This window comes from Streptomyces sp. TRM49041 (assembly GCF_008271805.1).
GTDB lineage: Bacteria > Actinomycetota > Actinomycetes > Streptomycetales > Streptomycetaceae > Streptomyces.
On sequence record NZ_VSRY01000102.1, the window covers coordinates 33,411 to 53,843 of the forward strand.

Sequence of the window (20,433 nt, forward strand, 5' to 3'; positions counted from 1 at the left end):
CCGGGCGTCCGCGCCGTACGGTCGTGAGCATGCGCATTGTCATCGCTGGAGGACACGGTCGGATCGCCCTGCGCCTTGAGCGGCTGCTGGCGGCGGCCGGGCACGAGGTCGCGGGGATCATCCGCAGTCTGGAACAGGCCGCCGACCTGCGGGAGGCGGGCGCCGAACCGGTCCTGCTGGACCTGGAGTCGGCATCCACGGAGATGGTCGCCGCGGTGCTGCAGGGGGCCGACGCGGCGGTCTTCGCCGCGGGCGCGGGGCCGGGCAGCGGCGCGGCCCGCAAGGAAACCGTGGACCGGAACGCAGCAATCCTCTTCGCCGACGCGGCGGAACGGGCGGGGGTGCGGCGGCACATCGTCGTGTCCGCCATGCGTGCGGACCCGGACCACAAGGGTGACGAGGTGTTCGACGCGTATCTGCGGGCGAAGGGCGCGGCCGACGCGTACGTGCGCGCGAAGCCCACGCTGGACTGGACGGTCCTCCGCCCCGGCATCCTCACGGACGACGCCGGCACGGGCCTGGTCCGCCTGGAGGCGTCCACCGGCCGCGGCCCGGTCCCCCGCGACGACGTGGCCGCGGTCCTCGCCGAACTCCTCGAGACCCCGGCGACGTCCGGCCTCACCCTGGAACTGATCAGCGGCACCGTCCCGGTCTCCGTCGCGGTGAAGGCGATCGCGGGGAACTGACCCGCCCGCGTCGCCGGCGTCGCCCGCGCGGATTCGCTTACGAGAAAACCCCCGCCGCTCCGCGTTTCCGCGGGCGACGGGGGTTGTCAAGCGTGGCGGCGCCAGGATTCGAACCTGGGTAGGCTAAGCCGACGGATTTACAGACTCCTGATCCTGAGCGCTGGGCGACCCACCTGAGCTGCACCGTTTCCTCATGATCGCGCAAGCGGGACAGCCTTCGTCCATGCCTCGTCCACGGAGCTGCGGAAGCATCCCGGCAAGACGGACGGGGGAGCGGAACCTAGCGCGGCACCAGATGTCGCTTTGCGGGCTCGCCATCCGCCGTCTCGCTTGCTAAGTGTGAAAGCGGCTACAGTGAGACTGGCAAAATTTCTGGTCAGCCCATCCCAGAACTGGGATGATCCGTCCAGGTTCTTGGATGCCTCCGCATCCGTTCACTGCAGAGGATGCGGAAGGGCCCAACCCGGCGGGCACCGGGTCAGGCCCTCGCACTGCAGTATGAGCCCGGCCGTCTACGCATCGGCCGGGCTCACTGCGTGAGCGGCCTTAACGTCCGGGCCTACGTCGCTGGTCAGCTACTGCAAGAACTGCCCAGCACAGGCGATGATCGCCACAAGCACTCCCACGAAGCCGATGTAGATCTGCGCCCTCTCAGCGCTGGTCCACCTCTTCCGGGGCTTGCCCATGTCGGGAGTCACCACCGCTTCCTCCTTTCCTCCGTCTGGCCCCTTGTCGGGCCAGGGGTCATGGAACTCCCAAGTAGGCAGGGGAGTTCGACGGAGAATCGGCCGAAGCTCGGCTCAGCATACTGGGCTTGGGGACACCTCGTGGGCCTCGCCAAGCAAGGTGTTCGCAGGTTGAAGTCACACCGTAGGCAAAGCGGGGTGAGGGCGAGACACCGGTCCGCAGGTCGGCCGGTCCGGGGATAGAAAGCGTCCAGAGGTCAGCTGCCGCACCAGACACCATCCTGTAGGCAGCTGGGCCAGGGCGGCCGACGACAGGTGGACCCCGTGCGTGCATCAACGAATGCAACCGACACCTATCGGCCGCAGTGGTGCTACCGCAGCAGGTGAGCATTCACCGAGCGCGCCTGGCCGCTCAGATCTTCGAGCTCCACGACCTCTGCGCCCTCAGCTAGAAGTGTCTCAACGCCCACGCAGTCAGCCACCAGAAGGCTCGGCTCGCGCCAGGCGATGACCACGCGGCGGATTGAGGAGCGGAGGATCAGCTGGGTGCAGGTGAGGGGGCGAGAACGACGCTCGGAGCAGGGCTCCAGGGTGCTGTAGATGGTGGCGCCAACAAGGCGGGGGTCGTCCACAGGGAGCTTGGCCAGGGCCGATTCCTCGGCGTGGACGTGGGCATCGGTCTCGCGGGAGTAGCCGGTCGCGAGTTCCTCTCCGTCGGCGCCCACAATGACGGCGCCCACCGAGAAGGCGCCCTCCGCTGGCGGGCACTTCCGTGAGAGGTCAATGGCCCGTTCCATCCAGGCTCGGTCTCCAGTGAGGGTCATGCGGCGCTCTCCTGCTTGGGCAGGTAGCGGAGGAGGACGACGTCACCGATGGTGCGCGCCTCTGCGAGCTGCATCCGGCGCGTGGACCCACCCGGGTAGCTGGTCGGGTTCAGGAAGCGCGGGGCGTCCGCGTCGCCCACGAGGAGCGGGGCAATCGCAAGGTGGATCTCGTCGGCGAGGCCCTGGGAAAGGAACGCCGTGTGGATCTGGCCCCCGCCCTCCACCATCAGGCGCTCGACTCCTCGTCGGCCGAGGTCATCCAGCATCGCGCCGAAGTCGACCGTGGGGCCCAAGGACACGACCTCAGCCAGGCCGCGCAGACGCTCGCTGAGCTTCTCGTAACCATCGTCCGTCGTGTAGGCGACCTTGTCGCCGCCGTGGTGCCAGAACTTCAGGCCGCGGTCGAGGTCGCCGCTGCCGGACACCGTGACCTTGAGCGGGTAGGCGGGCTTGCCCGCCGCCACCCGGGCGGCACGGCGTTCCTCGCTGTTAACGAGGAGCCGTGGATTGTCGGCGCGCATCGTGCTGGCGCCGATCAGGATGGCGTCGGATTCGGCGCGGACCTGGTCGACGCGGTCGAAGTCCTCGCTGTTGCTGAGGAGGAGCCGCTCGGCGTTGGTGTCGTCGATGTGTCCATCGATCGACGTCGCCACGCTCAGCAGCACGTAAGGACGGGGCACGGGAAGTCTCCTTGCTCGCTGGTTGGGTACGGCCGGTGTCAGGCTTGGCGGAGGACGGCTTCGGTCATGGCGTCCTTGAACTCGATCACGCTCGGGACCGTACGCCACTGGTCGAAGGATTCGTCGAGCCGGGCCAGCTCCCGGGAGATGCGCGCCGATCCGGTCTCCTCGCCGATGCTCAGGGCCTGGAGTCCCACGACGACGGCCTGCTCCACCTCCCTCGCTTCGGCGAGTGCGACTGCCTGGCGCGCCAGGTACACGCCCCGGTCCCGGTGGTAGCCGGCGGGCAGTCGGCTGATGGCTTGGCGGAACCCCTCGGCGGCGCCCTGGTGGTCCCCGAGGACGGCGAGGCTGTGTGCTCGCTGCACCTCGATGTACGCGCTGTCGAGCCATACGCCCCACGGCGAGCCGGGGTCGGGGTCCATGCTCGCGTGGAGCTCCAAGGCGTGCTCGTACGCTCGCTGCGTCGTCGTGGCGTCCTTGCGGAGTGCGTGGCCGTGGGCTCCGTATGTCGCGGCAACGGCGGCCAGGCGACTTCGAGGGGCCGCCAGGTCCTCCGCCGCGTCCGCCACGTCGACGGCCTCTATGGCGTCCCGCATGTCCCCAGCGAGTTGGCTGCGCCGGGCGAGGATGTACGTGGTGAGGTCTGAGTCACCACTCATGTGGGAGGCTTCGAGCGCTTCCCTCATCCAGTGCTGAGCGGCCCGGAAGTCTCCGAGATCCTGGTAGAGCCATCCGCAAAGCTCGGAGTACTGGGTCTGAAGCTGGAGCAGCTGGCGCCGGTCGGCTCCGCTCCGATCGGCCCGGAGTTCCTTGATGGCTGCGACCTGCTGTTGGACGACGGGGATCACGCGAGCCGGACCGAAGCGGTTGTCGTTGTCGATCAGGACTCTCCGTGTCGCCTGGAGAAGTTCGATCGGGTTGGCCCCCGACATCCGGCTGGCGGAGCGCTGGGCGGCGGCGGTAGCCGGCATCTCGGAGGCGGCAGTCAGCGCTGCGCCCGCTCCGAGCGCGCCGAGGAGGGCCCTGCGAGAGAGCGACACGAAGATGATCCTTCCGTCATCGGTTCGTACGGGGACAGACAGCCCCTCCTCAGACGGTGCATGAACGCCGCTCTCGCCAGCCATGGCCACAGACGTGTTGGCCACATGGGTCCCGTGATTGGACACATGGGCCGCACGCAGGGCCTCAAGGCTGGCGCCCTCAGCTATCCGCTTGTGCAGCCGGACAAGGGAACCGCTGGCTCCCAGGGCATCGTCGTAGGCGCGGACCAGGTCGGCCGAGGCAGCCTGATCCCCACGCTCCACGCGCGCCATATAGCTGCTGTTGAAGACGATGGCTCTGCCGAGTTTCCCGAGGGATAAGCCGCGCTGATTCCGCCATGCGCGCATCTCGGCGCCGAGGTAGTGCTGTGGGCTCGCGTGAGGCGTCAACTCGTTCGGCCGCTGTCCCACTCCGTCCTCCCCGATGAGTCCCATGTGGCCGCCTCGTGGCAGCCACATGGCACGTCTGTCGCCCCGTCAACTCAGCCCGCTACAAATGATGCAGAGGCGGTTCTCAACCTATCGACGCTGGTCGAGGTACCGCACCCCCATGCGAGCGAAGGAGGTGGACGTGATGGAAGCAGACTCGCGGAGGTCGACGCCGGCGGCGGTGCCGCCAATGGCCTCCGCCTCGGCGCTGGCCTGCGCCAGGTTCTATCCGGCCTCCAGCGCCGCAACCCGTTCACGAAGCTCGTTGACCTCGCTCTTCAGGCGGCTCATCTCGTCCCGCAGTTCTGCGATGGCGCTCTCCGGTCCCGCCTGTCGAACGAGAGTCACGGAATCGGAGGTGAGAAAGGCTCCTTTGCCCTGGTGGCTGACCGCGAGTCCGTCGGTCTTGAGCTGGCGGATCGCGTCCCGGGCAACCGTCACGGTCACGTCGTAGCGCTCACGGATCTGCGCCAAGGACGGCAGTTGCCCGGTCCGGGCGAACTCGCCCTCGGCGATCCGCCGGCGCAGGTCCTCCGCGACCTGCTTGTAGGCGGGCGTGCCGGTCCACTCGATCATCTGCACCTCAAGTCCTGAAGACGACTACATAGCCTCTGCCTCATAGTGCCTAAGCGCCAGAGGCATGGCCAACCCCCGCGTCGACGAGTCCGGCGAGACGACTTGACGCACTCTGCCTCATAGTGCACTCTGAGGCAGAGTTGAAGTTCCGGCGGAACCTCAACCACCTCGCCAATGCCCGCCTGCACTCGGCGGTGCCGAGCGAACACGCAGTACCCGCGCCCGGAGGCCACTGCGGCTGAAGGAAGCGCTCGTCGCTTGAGAACTGAATCGCACGGCGCCTGGCAAGCAGACCGTGCATGCACCAGTGGTTTTGGTCCCGCCGCAGCTCGTAAGGCAGCGGCGGTGGCCATGGCCACTCGTCACCGACGTACGGCCATCGCGGCTCGCTCGCCGAGCCGCGACTTGCTCGACGCACACGTGCTGGTTGGCAGGGCTCCCCACCAAGGTCGCCTGCCGCCCGGCTTCTCCCTGTTCCTTCGTCTCAGGAGAGACCATGCGTTTGTACATCGGCGGCCATGAGGCCGTCTCTGCCCACGACTTCGTGGAACTGGCCCTTGGTACCCCGGTTGAGCTCTGGCTCGGGGTGGAGGGCGAGAGCGCCGCGGAGCGCACGGCGCGGCTGGACGCGGCGCGCGACATCCTCGCCGACAACCCGAACCTGCCGGACGAGGTCAGCCGGATCGCCGCGGAAGCGATCGAGGCGTTCGCCCCGGAGCTGTTCAACGTCGTCCCCCTCACGCGGCCTGCCGACCGCCGCCCGCGCAACGCCCAGGGAGCGGCGGCATGAGCGCCACGACCGTTCTGGACGAGCGGCCGGTGGTGCCGCCGCTGACGCGCCCGGAGATGGGCCTCGCCGGTATCGGCGCAATCGCCGCCGCCGGGGTTGGGGCGCTGGGGCTGTTGTCGTCGTTCGACGCGGTTTCGGCTGCTGCTGCCCGGTGGGGGTTTGGTGAGCCGTGGATGCTGCCGGTCGGTATCGATGTGGCGATTCCGGTGTTCACCGTGGCTAACCTGCTGCTGATCCGGATGGACATGGCCTTGGCGTGGGTCCGGTTCGTGCCCTGGGCGCTCACCCTGATCACCTGCGGCCTGAACGTCGCCGCAGGGCATGGGGTGTGGGCGAAGGTGGCGCACGGGACGATGCCGCTGCTGTGGGTGGTGTTTTCTGAGATCGGCGCCCACATCTACGCCGTCCGCATTGGCGCGGTGACCGGACGGCGGATGGGCAAGATCCGCGCTTCGCGGTGGCTGCTGGCCTTCCCGTCCACGTTCTCGCTGTGGCGGCGGATGACGCTGTGGGAGATCACCTCCTACGCCGACGCCCTCGCCCGGGAGAAGGAACGCCAGCTGGCCCGTGCCGAGCTGCGCGAGCGGTATGGCCGGCGGTGGCGGTCGAAGACACCACGCAGGGAACGCGTCCTGCTCCGGCTTGGCGAATTCGCCCCCGCCAGTGAGGACGAGGAGCCGCCCGCGGAGCTGCACCAGGACGAGGCGGTCGCGCACCCCGACCCGTCGGCGCCGCCGGCCGGGGACAAGCTGAAGTCGCCCCGGCGCCGCACCCGCAAGCCGAAGACGCCGAAGCAGCGCACGGCGGATGAGCTGCTCGCTCAGGCCCGGGAGGTCACCGCCGGGTGGGAGCACGCGGCGATCAACGCTGAGGCCATCCGTACCGCGCTGCGCTGCTCCGCCGCCAGTTCCCGCACCCTGCGGGATGCGCTGCTCGCCGAGCGCGCGCAGACCCGCCGCCCCCGCCCCGTCGAGGCCCCGGCCGACCGGGCGGAGCAGGACGGGCCGAAGGCGGACGACGCGGTCGAGGACGTCGCCGAGGAGGTGGCGGCATGAGCACCCTGTTGGCCGCCGTGGCCGCCGTGGCGCCTGTCGCGGCTGGTTGGTCGGTGAACGTGTGGTGGCTGCGCCGCCACCTGCGTACCGCCCGCCGCGACCCGCTCACGGGTCTGCGCACCCGCGACGGGTTCACCCGCCGCGCCGCCAAGCTGCTGCGCGACAAGCGGGCCGTGGTGCTGCTGGCGGACGTGGACCACTTCAAGCAGATCAACGACACCCACGGCCACGCCGCCGGGGACGCGCTGCTGAAGGCGACCGCCGACCGCCTCGCCCACTACGTCGGCACCGACGGCGTCGCAGGGCGGCTGGGCGGGGACGAGTTCGCCGCCGTCGTCATCGACCGCCACGGCACCGCCGGCGACCTGCTCGCCGTCCTCCACAGCGTCCTCGCCCGCCCCGCCGACGACGGGCACCCGCAGGTTCGTACGACGGTGTCCCTCGGATGGGTCCGCGCCGCCGACTTCCCCGGCGAAGACCTCTCCGCCCTGCTTGGCCGCGCCGACGAAGCCATGTACGCGGCCAAGCAGGCACGGGCGGGTGTCCGCCGGGCCGGGCTGGGCCGCTTGTTCGCCAGCCTGGCCGGGCGCCGGTCCGGGCGGCGCGGCACCCACGCCGAGGGTTCGGTGGGGGTGGCGGTCTGATGTCGCCGACGTTCGGCAAGTGCTACGACCCGACCGGCGCCACATGGGGGATACCGACCTACCCGTGGAAGCTCGCCCCCGACGGCTACGCGACCCGCCGCCAACTCCGCGCACAAGGTCTTCGGCCCGGAGGTCAGCCGGTCGCCGCGCAGGTGGTGCGCCGCTCCCGGCACCGCCGGGACGGGATGCTGGTGGCCTACCTCTACCGCGTCGACCGCGCCCAGCCGGTGAGGCCGATGACCGCACGGAAGTGGGGCGCGCTGGCTCTGGCGATGCTGGCCCGCCGCACCTGCCCGCAGTGCCGCCGGGACGCCGGATACGTCATCCCGGCATCGCTCGGAGCATGCGTCCCCTGCGCCTACCCCGACGAACAGCGCGCCGCTTGAGAACGCCCCCCCCAAGTCGGGGTAACCGGCCCGTTTCCAGGGGCCATCATCCAGCGCACGGGCCCGACCGCTCACCTCCTACAGCGTCGGCCGGGCCCGTCCTTTCCTCCCTCGCAAGGAAGGACCACCAGTGAATCACCGCGACGACAACGACGACTTCTTTGACCGACTGGAAGCCGAGATGTCCGCCGATCCGTCGCCCGACCCGGACGGGAAGGTAGTCGACCTGGACAAGGCACGGTCGGCTCGCGCCGAGTCGGCCGACTCCGCCACCGGCCCGACAACCGACTGCGGCCCGGGCGGGTCGGGCGACGGGTCGGCCGACCCGGCCAAGCCCCGGTTGGTCGACGGCCCGGACGTTGCCGGGCCCGACTTGCTGGACCGACTTGCGGGGGCGAAGCGGCGGCCGATCGTGCCCGACTGGCTGCGCTCCACACAGGAGCTGAAGACGGCCGCCGCGTGGGTGGCCGGGCACTACGCCCACCTGGCCGGATACCACGCGCTGCGCTCACCCGTCTACGCCGGACGCCTCGCCCTCCAGGCGCCACGCGGCGCCGCAAAGTTCGTCGGCGGCACCCTGCGGTGGATGGCCGACCGCGAGAGCGAACCGGTCCGCCTCGCCGCTGTCCGCCGGGAGGACGCGGCCGAGTACCTGAAGCTGTCCCGGCAGCGCGACGGCCGCGTCCGGCTGCGCACCCTGGTCGCCACCGTGGCCCTGTTCGTCGGAGTCGGGGCAGCGCTCGCCCTCTACGTCCTGGCGCCCGGGTGGCTCCAGGCCCTCTCGGTCGGCGCGGTCATGCTGGCGCTGGGGTCGGCCGGCGGCCGTGCGGACGCCCCGGTCGTCACCCGCGCCGTGGAGGTGACAAAGGCACCGAAGCTCACGTCCGACATCGTGCTGCGGGCGCTCGGCGCGCTGGGGATTCCGGCGATCAACCAGGCTCAGTCCAAGGGCCGGGACGGGTTCTCCTTCACCGCTCCCATCACCCGCGACGGCCCGGGATGGCGCGCGGAGGGTGATCTGCCCTACGGGGTGACGGTCACGGACGTGATCGAGCGGCGCGACAAGCTCGCGTCCGGCCTGCGTCGCCCGCTGGGATGTGTGTGGCCTGAGGCGGTGCCGGAGGAGCACACCGGGCACTTGGTGCTCTGGGTCGGCGACCAGGACATGTCCAAGGCCAAACCGCCCAAGTGGCCCCTGCTCACCAGCGGCAGCGTCGACCTGTTCAGGCCCGTCGCGTTCGGCACAGACCAGCGCGGCCGGTGGGTGAACGTCACCCTGATGTACATCGCGGGGATCATCGGCGCCATCCCCCGCATGGGCAAGACCTTCCTCCTCCGCCTGCTGCTCCTCATCGCTGCTTTGGACCCGCGGGCGGAGCTGCACACGTACGACATGAAGGGCACCGGCGACCTGGACCCGGTCGGCGACCGCGTCGCCCACCGGCACGGCGCCGGGGACGATGACGAGGTCATCGAGTACGCCCTGCGCGACTTCCGCGCCCTGCGCGAGGAGCTGCGCCGCCGTACGAAGGTGATCCGCTCCCTCCCGCGCGACATCTGCCCCGAGTCCAAGGTGACCAGCGAGTTGGCGGACAAGCGGTCGCTGGGGCTGCACCCGATCGTCATCGGGGTGGACGAGTGCCAGGTGCTGTTCGAGCACCCGAAGCACAAGGACGAGTTCGAGGAGATCGCAACCGACCTGGTCAAGCGCGGGCCCGCTACCGGCATCGTGCTGCTGCTGGCGACGCAGCGGCCGGATGCGAAGGCCCTGCCGACCGGGATCAGCGCGAACGCGTCGGCCCGGTGGTGCATGAAGGTCATGGGCCAGCTGGAGAACGACATGGTGCTGGGCACCTCCGCCTACAAGCGCGGCGTACGGGCCACGATGTTCTCCTGGGCTGACAAGGGCATCTGTTACTTCGTCGGCGAGGGTGCGGACGCCCGCATCGTGCGGGCCGTGTTCGCCGACGCGGTCGCCGCCGACCAGATCGCCCTGCGCGCCCGCAAGCTCCGCGAAGACGCGGGCACGCTGTCCGGCCACGCCCTGGGCGAGGTCCCGGAGGAAGACGCGGGCAGCACGTACGACCTGCTACGCGACATCCTCGCCGTCGTCCCCGCCGCCGAGCCGAAGTGCTGGTCGGAGACCATCGTCGCGCGGCTCGCCGCGCTGCGGCCCGACGTGTACGCCGGGTGGGACCCCGACGCCCTCGCGGCAGCGCTCAAGCCGCACGGGATCTCGACCATCCAGGTCGGCCGGCGGGTGGACGGAAAGGTCGTCAACCGGCGCGGCATCGACCGCTCACACATCACCACCACGATTGCGGAGCGTGACGGAAAGCGGGACGCGAGCTGACCGGTCGGGGCCGCTAACGATAGCGCCCAGCCCCGCTAACGTTAGCGGCCCCGCTAGCGCCCCAAACCAGCTCTGATCAGGCCGCTAGCGGATAGCGGCCCACCTGCGAAAACCCCTGGAAACCGCCTGGGAGGGCCCTTCATGACCCCTGCCCTGCTCGCTATCACCTGCCTGACAGCCGTCACATTCTGTTACATCGGAGTGTGTGCGGTCAGCCCGTTCGGGCGCTGCCGCAAGTGCGACGGACTCGGCTTTCAGCTCGCCCAGACCCGCAAGGGACGGCCGAAGCGCGGCAAGCACTGCCGCCGCTGCGACGGCAACGGCATCCGCATCCGCCTCGGCCGCCACCTCTACAACCTCTGGGCCCGCACCTACCGCAACGGCACCCGCTGAACGAACACACCCACCGCTACAGAAGGAGTTGCGGCATGGCCGTGACCATCTCCCTCGTCGCCCTGTTCGGGCTGATCCTGTTCTTCCTCCTGCGCTCCAACACCCTCGGCTACGGCTCGGCGTTCATCGCCGCGATGTTCGGGTTCTTCCTCGCCTCCACCGGAGCGTCCGGACCCATCAACGAGCTGACCGCCGCCATCCTGACCGCCGTCAGCGACCTGGTTGCGGGGGCCGAGTCGTGAACGAAGCCCTTCCCCACCGCCACTGGCTCACCCACGCCGCACCCAAGGCCGCCCCCGCCGTCGCCACCTCCACGGTGCTGATCCTCGGGCGGATCTGGAACGCCAACGGCGCCGAACACTCCACCGGCAACGCCGCCCTCATGGTCGTCCTCGCCACCGGAGCCGCCACGGCCGGCGCGTTCGCCTCCGCCGGACAGCGCGGTGACAGCACCATCGCCGGGACCGCGTTCGCCAGCGCGGGCGGACTGGCGCTGGCCGGGGTCGCCGGGTACGCGGACGGCTGGTCGCTGCCGCTACTGCTGTGGGCCCTGGCCACCACCGTCGCCTACGCGCTGGCCGCCCGGCACTGGCGCACCGGCCGCCGCGACACCCTCGCCCACCGCCGCCACACCGAGCTGCGGCGCGAGGAGCAGGCCCACGTCGAACGTGTCGAAGCCCTGCGCGCCGGGACGCAGATCCAGGTGGCACGCGAGAGCGCCGCCTACGCAGAAGCCCTCGCCGCCGCCATCACCACCCGCGCCGCCCTGCCCGGCTTCAACCCCACCGCACTCACCCACGCCGGACTCCCCGAGATCCCCGCCATCGAGAACACCAAGGAGAACTGACCCCATGTTCGAGATCCGCGTCATCTGCGACCCCACCGACACCGACCACATCACCAAGACCCTGGAGGACACCTTCACCACCGGCCCGGTCCGCCAGCACCCCACCCGCGACGGCCAGCGCACCCGCCTCTACATCACCGCCGACCACCGCCCCGAGGACGAGTGGCCCACGCCGGAGGAGGCATACGCCCTCGCGCCGAGCACCATCAGCGAGATCGGATGGGTCGCCGAAGAGTCCATCGGCCGCCCCACCTTCGCCCTCCTCGGCCGCGAATTCTGGCTCCGCAAGGCCGCCCTCCTGGACCGCATCGCCCTCCAGAACGAGACCGAGGACACCAGGAGCGACGCCAGCGACGTCGCCCAGCAGGCCGCCGCCCGCCTCATCGAGCTGGACCGCGCCACCACCGCGCACGACCCGCGCGCCTACGTCCGCCAGCAGTACGCCCACTGGATCAAGAACCAGTAGCAACACCGCGGCGGCGGGACTCCCCACCAAGGTCGCCCGCCGCCGCGGTTCTCCCTGCCCATCAGCAGACAGAACAGGAGATCTCCAGCATGACACCTGACCTCGCGCTTGAGCAGTACGGCACCGTGGTGCCACTGCACAGCGCACCCACGGGGGTGGAGCACGTTCCGCCGCACGACCGCGAGGCCGAACAGGCCGTGGTCGGCGCGCTCATGCTCGCCCCGGGTGTGACCGCCGAAGTCAACGACGTGATGGACCCGGCCGACCACTACCTCCCCGCGCACGAGACGATCCACCGAGCGGTCCTCGCCCTGCACTCCCAGGGCATGCCCGTGGATCCGATCACCCTCGGCCACTACCTCGAACAGACCGGCGACCTGAGCCGAGCGGGCGGCAGGCCCTACCTCCACGCCCTCGTCCAGGCCGTACCCTCCACGGCCAACGCCGCGTACTACGCCGAGATCGTGCACGGCCTCGCCCGACGCCGCCAGAGCATCGAGGTGGGCACCCGCATCATCCAGGCGGGCATGTCGCCCGAGGCGACCGAGGAGGACCTCCGCGAGGCCCTCGCGCTGGGCACCACGGCCGTGCCCGACGCCTGGCCGGAGCCGATCCCACTCGACCGGCAGCCCAAGCTTCCGTCGTTCCCCGTCCACGCCCTGCCCAGGTGGGTCGCCGACTTCGTCGCGGCTCTCGCTGAGGAGACTCAGACGCCGCCGGACCTGGCGGGCGCTCTGGCGCTGTCGGTCCTCGCCACGGCGGCCGGCGGCCGGGCCGTGGTCCACGTGCGCGGGCGATGGCGCGAGCCCACCAACCTGTTCGTCGTCGTCGCACTCGGGCCCGCGAACCGCAAGTCCGCCGTGTTCGCCGCGATGACGGCGCCGCTGTACGAGGCGGAGAACGCCCTCGTGGAGGGCTCAAGCCTGGCGATCGTCGAGGCGGAGGTCACCGCGCGCATGGCTCGCGAGGCCGCCGACAAGGCCGCCGCGCAGGCTGCCAAGGCGGACGGGCCGGAGCGGGACAACCTGGTGGCCGATGCCATCGGTCTCGCTCAGACCGCCGAGTCCCTGAGCGTGCCGCCGCGCCCGCGGCTGCTGGCCGACGACGCGACGCCGGAAACGGTCACCACGCTGCTCTCCGAGCAGGGCGGCAGGCTCGCCGTCATGTCCGCCGAGGGCGGCATCTTCGACATCATCGCCGGCCGCTACTCCGGCGTTCCCAACATGGAGGTCTTCCTCAAGGGCCACGCCGGAGACCGCCTCCGCGTCGACCGCCGCAGCCGCCAGGAGTTCATCGAGGCTCCCGCCCTGACCATGGGCCTCGCGGTCCAGCCCAGCGTCCTGGAGGACATCGGCAAGAACCGCGGCTTCGACGGACGCGGCCTGCTCGCCCGTTTCCTGTACTGCCTGCCGGAGTCCCTCGTCGGCTATCGCAAGATCGACCCGGACCCCGTCCCCGCCACCGTGGCAGCCGCGTACGAACGCAACGTGTACGCGCTCACCCTGCGGCTCGCGGACTGGACCGATCCCCTCGTCGTCCAGGTGGGCGCCGAGGCCCACGCCATGCTCAAGGCGTACGAGCAGCGGGTCGAGCCCCAGCTCCGCGCGAAGGGCGGCCGTCTGGGACACATCGGGAAGTGGGCGGGCAAGCTCATCGGCTCCGCCGTCCGCATCGCCGGGTTGATCCACCTCGCCGAACACATCGACGGCGGTAACAACACGCCCATCAGCGAGGCGACGATGCGCGCCGCGATCGAACTGGCCGACTACTTCGCCGCCCACGCCCTGACGGTCTTCGACCTGATGGGCGCCGATGCCGCCCTGGCCCGTGCCCGCTCGCTCCTGTCCGTGCTGGAGGACAACGGCTGGCAGAGCGTCAGCCGCCGCGACCTGTTCGCCAAGCTCTCCCGCTCCGAGTTCCCAACCATCGCCGACCTGGAGCCGGTGGTCGCCGTCCTGGAGGAGCACGGCTACATCCGAAGCGAGACCCCGCCCCGCACCGGGAAGCGAGGTCGCCCGCCGGCGCCCCGCTACCTCGTCCACCCGAGCGTCCGCGGAGCCAAGGCATGAGGGCCCGCATCCGCTCGCACACGGGCCCCTCGCCGCACAAACCGCAGAATCCGCAGAAACCCCCGAGCACTCCCGCTCACCTGCGACGACGTCCCCTCGGCCCGCCCGCCGCAAAAACCCGCAGAAGTCCCGCACAAATCCCGGTCTCGCCGCGACGGCGCCCCGCCCCGGGACACGGCGCCTATTTCTGCGGCGATTCCGCCGATTTTTGCGGCGACCACCCCCGCACCCCCAACACCGCAGGTCAGACCCCGGTTTCGCAGGTTTCTGCGGATTCTGCGGTTTCTGCGGCGCACCCCCGTCCCCCGGTGAACCAGAAGGAGGCCCTCCGATGACGTCCCCGACCCGCCGCCGTCGGCCCCAGGCCGACGAGTGGCTGCCGCTGACGGCGGTTCTTGAGGAGATCGGCATCACCCGCGCGACCTGGTACCGCTGGCGCAACCGCGGCTACGGCCCGGAGGTCAAGCGCCTTCCCAACGGGCACCTGCGCATCCGCCGCAGCGCCCTGGACGCCTTCCTGAACGAACTGGAGACCGTGTGACCGAGTGGAGCTACACCGTGCGGATCTGGAGCATCCGCAAGCGTCCCTACCGCAAGCCGTACCAGCTTCGGTGGCAGGTGGGCGCCCGGCCCCACTCCGAGTCCTTCCTGACGATGGGGCTCGCGGAGAGCCGCCGCGCGCAGTTCATCACGGCGGCCCGCGACGGCGAGCCGTGGGACGTCGACAGCGGCCTGCCGAAGTCGATGGTCCAGAAAGCGAAGGACATCTCCTGGTACCAGCACGCCAGGAACTACGTGGAGATGAAGTGGGACCACTCCCCCGCGTCCACACGGCGGAACCTCGCTGAGGCCATGGCGACCGTGACCCTCGCCCTGGTGAGGGACACCAAGGGCATGGCGGACCACAAGGTCGTGCGGCGCGCGCTCTACACGTGGGGCTTCAACGTGAACAAGTGGAAGGAGGAGCCGCCGGGCGATGTGGCCGCCATGCTCGCGTGGGTGGAGCGGAAGTCCGTGGCCACGTCCGCCCTCTCCGATCGGATGCTCGTACGCAAGGCCCTGGATGCGTGCTCTCGGCGACTCGACGGCAAGACGTCCTCCGGGTCGGTCATCGCAAGGAAGCGGGCCATCTTCCACCAAGCCCTCGGCTTCGCCGTCGACGCCGAGCTGCTCGCGGAGAACCCGCTCCCGGCCGTCCGCTGGAAGGCGCCGGAGAAGGTGGAGGAGGAGGTGGACCCGGAAGCCGTGCCGGATCCCGTGCAGGCCGCCGCGCTCCTCGCTGCCGTGCGGAAGCAGGGCGACCGTGGCAGGCACCTGGAGGCGTTCTTCGGGTGCATCTACTACTCAGCCGCACGCCCCGGCGAGTTGGTGGGGCTCCGTCTTCAGGACTGCGAACTTCCCCGACGTGGCTGGGGTCTGATCCGACTCCGGGAGAGCCGGGCGCGTTCCGGGAGCTCCTGGACCGACACCGGTGAGGCGCACGACCGCCGGGGACTCAAGCACCGCGCCCGGAGGACGGTTCGCTACGTTCCGATACCGCCGGAGCTGGTGGCCATGCTCCGCTGGCACGTCACCCGGTACGGCGCGGCCGACGACGGGCGGCTCTTCCGCACGGCGCGCGGCGGCATGGTCCAGGAGAGCGGCTACGGAGAGGTCTGGGCCCGCGCGCGGGAAGACGTCCTGTCCCCCGCCGAGCGGGCGACCAAGCTCGCCAAGCGGCCATATGATCTTCGCCACGCGGCCGTGTCCACCTGGCTCAGTTCCGGGGTGGAGCCCCAGCTTGTCGCCCAGCGCGCCGGCCACAGTACGGCCGTGCTCTTCCGGGTGTACGCGAAGTTCGTGAAGGGTGGCGACGAAGCGGCCAACGCCAAGATCTCCGCGCGGCTCAACCAGCACCGCACTGGTGACGCGGCCACGCCCTGAGCCACGGCTCCGGCCGTAAGCCCAGGTAGGCGCGGGGAATCCCGTCCACGGCCCGTCCAGACACGCTGATAGAGAGCGTGACGGACCGAGGCACGGTGAGACAGTCTGGCCCTTCGGGCGCGCACACCAGAACGGCCCCTGATCAGCAAACCTGCTGGTCAGGGGCCGTTTCTTTGGCGTGGCGGCGCCAGGATTCGAACCTGGGTAGGCTAAGCCGACGGATTTACAGTCCGCTCCCATTGGCCACTCGGGCACACCGCCATGGGATGTCGCCTCTGGGCGCCCCCTTTCGGCGGTGCCCCCTGGCAACGACGTAAACAATACCTGATCCCCCGGGGTGGTCCGCCACCGGATTTGATCAGCGCTCGGGGCTGGGTGGGTGGCTAGGCTTGGCGTGGCGGTCGGCGCAGGGCCGCCGCATTCTTGAGCCCCCGATACAAGGAGCCACAGCACATGGCCGACTCCAGTTTCGACATCGTCTCGAAGGTCGAGCGGCAGGAGGTCGACAACGCCCTCAACCAGGCGGCGAAGGAGATCTCCCAGCGCTACGACTTCAAGAACGTCGGGGCGTCGATCTCCTGGTCCGGCGAGAAGATCCTGATGCAGGCCAACTCCGAGGACCGGGTCAAGGCGATCCTCGACGTCTTCGAGTCCAAGCTGATCAAGCGGGGCATCTCGCTGAAGTCGCTGGAAACGGGCGAGCCGCAGCTGTCCGGCAAGGAGTACAAGATCTTCGCCACGATCCAGGAGGGCATCTCCCAGGACAACGCCAAGAAGGTGGCGAAGATCATCCGTGATGAGGGTCCCAAGGGCGTCAAGGCGCAGGTGCAGGGCGACGAGCTGCGGGTCAGCTCGAAGAGCCGGGACGATCTGCAGGCCGTGATCGCGTTGCTGAAGGGGCAGGACTTCGACTTCGCACTGCAGTTTGTGAACTACCGCTGAGGTTGGTCGCGCTGCGGGCGGGGCGGGGGAGGACACGGCCGGTGGCCGGTCCGCCCCCGCCCCGTGGCCGCGACGTCATGTCGGAATTCCGCCAGCGGCGGGGCGGCCGCGCGGTCCAGACTGGCGGGGGAGGAAAGGACCGACCATGACTGTGTACGCGTGTGTCGAAGGGCCGTTGGGCGCCATGCTGCTGGTGGGCGAGGAGATCTCGGACGGCTCCGCGGCGCTGGCCTCGCTGTCCCTGCCGGAGCAGAAGGGCGCGGTCACCGTCCAGGAGGGGTGGCGGCACGCGCCGGAGGCGTTCGAGACGGTCGCCGGGCAGTTGCGGGCGTACTTCGCGGGGCGGCTCACCCGGTTCGACGTTCCGTTGGCCGGCTCCGGGGCGGGGACCGAGTTCCAGCGGCGTGTCTGGAGCGCCCTGGAGGAGATTCCGTACGGCGCCACCGCCTCCTACGGGGAGATCGCGGCGCGCGTCGGTGTCTCCGGCGCGGGCGTACGGGCCGTGGGCACGGCCATCGGGCGCAATCCGCTGCTGGTCGTACGGCCCTGTCACCGGGTGATCGGGGCGGACGGTTCGCTGCGCGGGTACGCGGCCGGGCCGGAGCGCAAGCAGCTGCTGCTCGGCCTGGAGGGTGCGCTCGCAGGGTGACGGACGGATTGTTCTCCCTGAACGGGGGACCGGCCGAGGTGGCGCCGGGTGCGGTGCACGTGCCCGGGTGGCTGTCCATGGAGCGGCAGCGGGAACTGGTCGAGGCGTGCCGGGAGTGGGCGCGCGGGCCGGTGACGATCCGGCACACCGCGCTGCCGGGTGGCGGCGTGATGTCCGTACGGACGGTGTGCCTGGGCTGGCACTGGCAGCCGTACCGGTACTCCCGGACGGCGGACGATGTGAACGGGGCGCGGGTGGCGGCCTTCCCCGACTGGCTCGCCGAGCTGGGCAGGGACGCGGTGGCAGCGGCCTACGGGGACGGCAGCGCTCCGTACGGGCCGGACGCCGCGCTGATCAACTTCTATGACGGCGACGCGCGCATGGGCATGCACCAGGACCGGGAGGAGCGTTCCGCGGCGCCGGTGGTGTCCTTGAGCATCGGCGACAGCTGCCTCTTCCGGTTCGGGAACACGGAGGGGCGGGGGCGGCCGTACGCCGATGTCCGCCTGGAGTCCGGTGACTTGTTCGTCTTCGGCGGTCCTGCGCGGTTCGCGTACCACGGGGTGCCGAAGGTGTACCCGGGCACCGGCGATCCGGCGGTGGGCCTGCGGACGGGGCGGCTGAACATCACCCTGCGAGAGACGGGGCTGCCGCGCGGCGCCTAGCGGGACCGGGAGTGGCCGAACAGGATCCGGTACGCGATCAGCAGGACCAGCGAGCCGCCTATGGCCGCCAGCCAGGTCGCGCCGTCGTAGAAGTCGTTGCTGATCGGCCGGTCCAGGAAGCGGGCGGACAGCCAGCCGCCGGTGAACGCGCCGGCGATGCCGATGAGCGTCGTGCCGATCGGCCCGCCCGGGTCGCGGCCCGGCAGCAGGATCTTGGCTATGACGCCGGCGAGCAGGCCGAGGACGATCCAGCCGATGATGGTCATGCCGTTGTTCCTTCCGTTGGGCTGTTCACGCGGGTCGTGCGGGGTGCGTGTGTCCCGGAGGACGCCTCCGGCGGGGTGAGCGGTTGCGCAGGTCAGTAGGGTGCGGCGCATGGCACAGACACTGCGGCGGTCGCTGGGAGTCTTCGATGCGGTCGTGATCGGCTTGGGGTCGATGGTCGGCGCCGGCATCTTCGCGGCGCTGGGTCCGGCCGCCGGGGCCGCAGGAACCGGGCTGTTGGTCGGGTTGGCGCTGGCCGGGGCGGTCGCGTACTGCAACGCGATGGCGTCGGCGCGGCTCGCCGCGTGCTATCCGGCGTCGGGCGGCACCTATGTGTACGGGCGCGAGCGGCTGGGTCCTTTCTGGGGTTACCTGGCGGGCTGGGCGTTCGTGGTCGGTAAGACGGCGTCGTGCGCGGCGATGGCGCTGACGGTCGGGTCGTACGTATGGCCCGGGCAGGCGCACGCGGTCGCGGTGGCCGCCGTGGTGGCGCTGACGGCCGTGAACTACGGCGGTGTTCAGAAGTCGGCGCTGACGACCCGACTGATCGTGGCCGTGGTGCTGGCGGTGCTGGCTGCCGTGGTGGTCTCCTCTCTCGGGTCGGGCGCGGTGGACTTCGGGCGGCTGGAGGTGGGCGGCGACGCGTCGGTCGGCGGGGTGCTGCAGGCGGGCGGCTTGCTCTTCTTCGCGTTCGCCGGGTACGCCCGGATCGCGACGCTCGGAGAGGAGGTCAAAGACCCGGAGCGGACGATTCCGCGGGCGATCCCGCTGGCGCTGGGCATCGCGCTGGTGGTCTATGTGTGCGTGGCGGTCTCCGTCCTTTCGGTGCTGGGTGCTCGCGCCCTCGGCGAGTCTGCGGCGCCCCTCGCGGACGCGGTGCGGGCGGCGGGCGTCGACTGGATGGGCCCGGTGGTGCGGGTGGGAGCGGCGGTGGCCGCCCTCGGGTCGCTGCTGGCGCTGATCCTCGGGGTGTCCCGTACGACGCTGGCGATGGCACGGGACGGCCATCTGCCCCGTACGCTCGCCGCCGTCCACCCCCGCTTCCAGGTGCCGCACCACGCGGAGCTGGCGGTGGGCGTGGTCGTCGCGGTGGTGGCGGCGACCGCGGATCTCCGGGGCGCGATCGGCTTCTCGTCGTTCGGTGTGCTGGTCTACTACGCGATCGCCAACGCCTCGGCCTGGACGCTCGTCTCCAAGCTGTCGTCGGTCCGCCTCCTGGCGGCGGGCGGCCTCGTCGGCTGCCTGACACTGGCGTTCTCCCTGCCGCTGGCGTCGGTGCTGGCGGGCGCGGCCGTGCTGGCGGCGGGAGCGGTGCTGTACGCGGTGCGGGGCGCGCCCGGGCGGGACGACTAGGCTGGCCGGCCTGCCGGGCCGTCACGTCCCGCAGACCGGCCGACGGTCACGGCCGACGGTCAGGTGCCGACGGTCACGGCCGGCGGTCAGGTGCCGACGGTCGAGTGGCCGCCTTCACGTCCTGGCGGTCCTGTCGGGGCGCTCAGGTCCAGGCGTTCATATGTGGGCGGCCGCGCGGGCGCGGTAGTCCGGCCACGGGGCCAGGTCGTCGACGAACTCCTCGTCGCCGAACCAGCCGGTGCCGTCGAGCCAGGCCGTGAGCCATGCGCTGAGGCTCGGCGCGAGGACGCACCAGGCGAGGTCGGCTTCGCCGGGGTTGGGCTCGAACAGCAGCACCCTGGCCTCTTCGCTGCGGAAGTCGACGCAGGCGAGCATGGCGCAGCCGAGGTCGGCTGTCGGCACCACACCTTCCGGCCACGGCCAGTCCTCACCCCCGTCCGCGCCGCCCCGGCGCTGGGCGCCGTACCGCGCGACGGCTTCCCGCAGCGGCAGCAGGCCGTAGTCCGGGCCGAACCCGCCGTCCGCGATACGGGTGTGGAGGGAGGCCAGCAGCGGCGGCAGCGGGAAGCCGAGAGTGCTCTCCGCTGCCGCGATGCCGTCCGCGGTGCAAGGCTCGGGCACGGGCTCGCCGGTCCAGGGGTGGACGTCGCCCACGGCGGACGCGAGGCGGTCCAGCAACTCTGCGTAGTCGGTCATGGGCTACATGGTGG

Annotated in this window: 23 protein-coding genes, 1 tRNA gene and 1 pseudogene; 17 read left to right on the forward strand and 8 right to left on the reverse strand. The window is 70.7% G+C overall.

The window, feature by feature from the left end; translation table 11 throughout:
• The first annotated feature begins 29 nt into the window (after positions 1 to 29).
• Positions 30 to 686: an SDR family oxidoreductase gene (locus FVS66_RS11005; protein WP_187645471.1), complete on the forward strand. Its 657-nt coding sequence runs from the start codon at positions 30 to 32 to the stop codon at positions 684 to 686.
• Positions 687 to 1,743: 1,057 nt separating this feature from the next.
• On the opposite strand, the gene FVS66_RS36545 is transcribed toward FVS66_RS11005, so the two are convergent.
• From FVS66_RS36545 to FVS66_RS11025, 5 genes and pseudogenes are all read right to left on the reverse strand, one after another.
• The gene (locus FVS66_RS36545; RefSeq protein ID WP_149180837.1) at positions 1,744 to 2,196 is read right to left on the reverse strand and encodes a deaminase; all 453 of its coding nucleotides are present in this window, start codon (positions 2,194 to 2,196) and stop codon (positions 1,744 to 1,746) included.
• Entirely contained in the window at positions 2,193 to 2,876 is a 684-nt protein-coding gene (locus tag FVS66_RS36550; RefSeq protein WP_149180838.1) for a dihydrofolate reductase family protein, read from the reverse strand. Before FVS66_RS36550 ends, FVS66_RS36545 begins: the two co-directional genes overlap by 4 nt.
• Positions 2,877 to 2,914: 38 nt before the next feature.
• Entirely contained in the window at positions 2,915 to 3,919 is a 1,005-nt protein-coding gene (locus tag FVS66_RS11020; RefSeq protein ID WP_262386924.1) for a DNA-binding protein, read from the reverse strand.
• A 192-nt stretch (positions 3,920 to 4,111) separates the two neighbouring features.
• Positions 4,112 to 4,378, reverse strand: a pseudogene (locus tag FVS66_RS36785) (helix-turn-helix domain-containing protein); the annotation flags it as partial.
• Between the two features lie 195 nt (positions 4,379 to 4,573).
• A complete protein-coding gene (locus tag FVS66_RS11025; protein WP_262386926.1) occupies positions 4,574 to 4,924 on the reverse strand; it encodes a winged helix-turn-helix domain-containing protein in 351 nt (116 codons plus the stop codon).
• Between the two features lie 496 nt (positions 4,925 to 5,420).
• Here FVS66_RS11025 and FVS66_RS11030 point away from each other — a divergent pair, with 496 nt between their 5' ends.
• The 12 genes from FVS66_RS11030 (at position 5,421) to FVS66_RS11085 (ending at position 15,850) form a co-directional block, all read left to right on the forward strand.
• A complete protein-coding gene (locus FVS66_RS11030) occupies positions 5,421 to 5,714 on the forward strand; it encodes a hypothetical protein (protein WP_149180841.1) in 294 nt (97 codons plus the stop codon).
• Positions 5,711 to 6,769 carry a DUF2637 domain-containing protein gene (locus tag FVS66_RS11035; RefSeq protein WP_262386925.1) on the forward strand — a complete coding sequence of 353 codons (1,059 nt, stop codon included), beginning with the start codon at positions 5,711 to 5,713 and terminating at the stop codon, positions 6,767 to 6,769. Before FVS66_RS11030 ends, FVS66_RS11035 begins: the two co-directional genes overlap by 4 nt.
• Complete coding sequence (locus tag FVS66_RS11040; protein ID WP_149180842.1) at positions 6,766 to 7,413, forward strand: GGDEF domain-containing protein; 648 nt, start codon at positions 6,766 to 6,768, stop codon at positions 7,411 to 7,413. Before FVS66_RS11035 ends, FVS66_RS11040 begins: the two co-directional genes overlap by 4 nt.
• A complete protein-coding gene (locus FVS66_RS11045; RefSeq protein WP_149180843.1) occupies positions 7,413 to 7,799 on the forward strand; it encodes an RRQRL motif-containing zinc-binding protein in 387 nt (128 codons plus the stop codon). The genes FVS66_RS11040 and FVS66_RS11045 overlap by 1 nt, the downstream gene beginning before the upstream one ends.
• A 130-nt stretch (positions 7,800 to 7,929) precedes the next feature.
• The gene (locus FVS66_RS11050; RefSeq protein ID WP_149180844.1) at positions 7,930 to 10,152 is read left to right on the forward strand and encodes a cell division protein FtsK; all 2,223 of its coding nucleotides are present in this window, start codon (positions 7,930 to 7,932) and stop codon (positions 10,150 to 10,152) included.
• A gap of 141 nt (positions 10,153 to 10,293) precedes the next feature.
• Positions 10,294 to 10,545: a hypothetical protein gene (locus FVS66_RS11055; protein ID WP_149180845.1), complete on the forward strand. Its 252-nt coding sequence runs from the start codon at positions 10,294 to 10,296 to the stop codon at positions 10,543 to 10,545.
• A gap of 35 nt (positions 10,546 to 10,580) precedes the next feature.
• Positions 10,581 to 10,787, forward strand: coding sequence for a hypothetical protein (locus tag FVS66_RS11060; protein ID WP_149180846.1), 207 nt, complete (start codon positions 10,581 to 10,583; stop codon positions 10,785 to 10,787).
• Entirely contained in the window at positions 10,784 to 11,392 is a 609-nt protein-coding gene (locus FVS66_RS11065) for a hypothetical protein (RefSeq protein ID WP_149180847.1), read from the forward strand. Before FVS66_RS11060 ends, FVS66_RS11065 begins: the two co-directional genes overlap by 4 nt.
• A gap of 4 nt (positions 11,393 to 11,396) precedes the next feature.
• Positions 11,397 to 11,858 carry a hypothetical protein gene (locus FVS66_RS11070; RefSeq protein ID WP_149180848.1) on the forward strand — a complete coding sequence of 154 codons (462 nt, stop codon included), beginning with the start codon at positions 11,397 to 11,399 and terminating at the stop codon, positions 11,856 to 11,858.
• 89 nt (positions 11,859 to 11,947) lie between these two features.
• A complete protein-coding gene (locus FVS66_RS11075; RefSeq protein WP_149180849.1) occupies positions 11,948 to 13,927 on the forward strand; it encodes a DUF3987 domain-containing protein in 1,980 nt (659 codons plus the stop codon).
• Between the two features lie 331 nt (positions 13,928 to 14,258).
• On the forward strand, positions 14,259 to 14,468 hold the full coding sequence (locus FVS66_RS11080) for a helix-turn-helix domain-containing protein (protein WP_149180850.1): 210 nt from the start codon (positions 14,259 to 14,261) through the stop codon (positions 14,466 to 14,468).
• The gene (locus FVS66_RS11085) at positions 14,465 to 15,850 is read left to right on the forward strand and encodes a tyrosine-type recombinase/integrase (RefSeq protein ID WP_149180851.1); all 1,386 of its coding nucleotides are present in this window, start codon (positions 14,465 to 14,467) and stop codon (positions 15,848 to 15,850) included. The genes FVS66_RS11080 and FVS66_RS11085 overlap by 4 nt, the downstream gene beginning before the upstream one ends.
• 179 nt (positions 15,851 to 16,029) lie before the next feature.
• Here FVS66_RS11085 and FVS66_RS11090 read toward each other — a convergent pair.
• A tRNA-Tyr gene (locus FVS66_RS11090) sits at positions 16,030 to 16,111 on the reverse strand.
• Positions 16,112 to 16,303: 192 nt separating this feature from the next.
• Here FVS66_RS11090 and FVS66_RS11095 point away from each other — a divergent pair.
• The 3 genes from FVS66_RS11095 to FVS66_RS11105 all read left to right on the forward strand — a co-directional run bounded on the left by FVS66_RS11095 (position 16,304) and on the right by FVS66_RS11105 (position 18,106).
• Complete coding sequence (locus tag FVS66_RS11095; RefSeq protein ID WP_149180852.1) at positions 16,304 to 16,792, forward strand: YajQ family cyclic di-GMP-binding protein; 489 nt, start codon at positions 16,304 to 16,306, stop codon at positions 16,790 to 16,792.
• 145 nt (positions 16,793 to 16,937) lie between these two features.
• On the forward strand, positions 16,938 to 17,441 hold the full coding sequence (locus FVS66_RS11100; protein ID WP_149180853.1) for a methylated-DNA--[protein]-cysteine S-methyltransferase: 504 nt from the start codon (positions 16,938 to 16,940) through the stop codon (positions 17,439 to 17,441).
• Positions 17,438 to 18,106 (forward strand): alpha-ketoglutarate-dependent dioxygenase AlkB, encoded by a 669-nt coding sequence (locus FVS66_RS11105; RefSeq protein ID WP_149180854.1) that lies wholly within the window; start codon positions 17,438 to 17,440, stop codon positions 18,104 to 18,106. The genes FVS66_RS11100 and FVS66_RS11105 overlap by 4 nt, the downstream gene beginning before the upstream one ends.
• Here FVS66_RS11105 and FVS66_RS11110 read toward each other — a convergent pair.
• Positions 18,103 to 18,372 (reverse strand): GlsB/YeaQ/YmgE family stress response membrane protein, encoded by a 270-nt coding sequence (locus tag FVS66_RS11110; protein ID WP_149180855.1) that lies wholly within the window; start codon positions 18,370 to 18,372, stop codon positions 18,103 to 18,105. The two genes, FVS66_RS11105 and FVS66_RS11110, sit on opposite strands and share 4 nt — an antisense overlap.
• Before the next feature lie 109 nt (positions 18,373 to 18,481).
• Between FVS66_RS11110 and FVS66_RS11115 the strand changes: the two genes are divergently transcribed.
• Complete coding sequence (locus FVS66_RS11115; protein ID WP_149180856.1) at positions 18,482 to 19,723, forward strand: amino acid permease; 1,242 nt, start codon at positions 18,482 to 18,484, stop codon at positions 19,721 to 19,723.
• A 156-nt stretch (positions 19,724 to 19,879) separates the two neighbouring features.
• Here FVS66_RS11115 and FVS66_RS11120 read toward each other — a convergent pair whose 3' ends face one another.
• Positions 19,880 to 20,419, reverse strand: a complete 540-nt coding sequence (locus FVS66_RS11120; RefSeq protein WP_149180857.1) for an SMI1/KNR4 family protein — start codon at positions 20,417 to 20,419, stop codon at positions 19,880 to 19,882.
• Positions 20,420 to 20,433 lie beyond the last annotated feature (14 nt).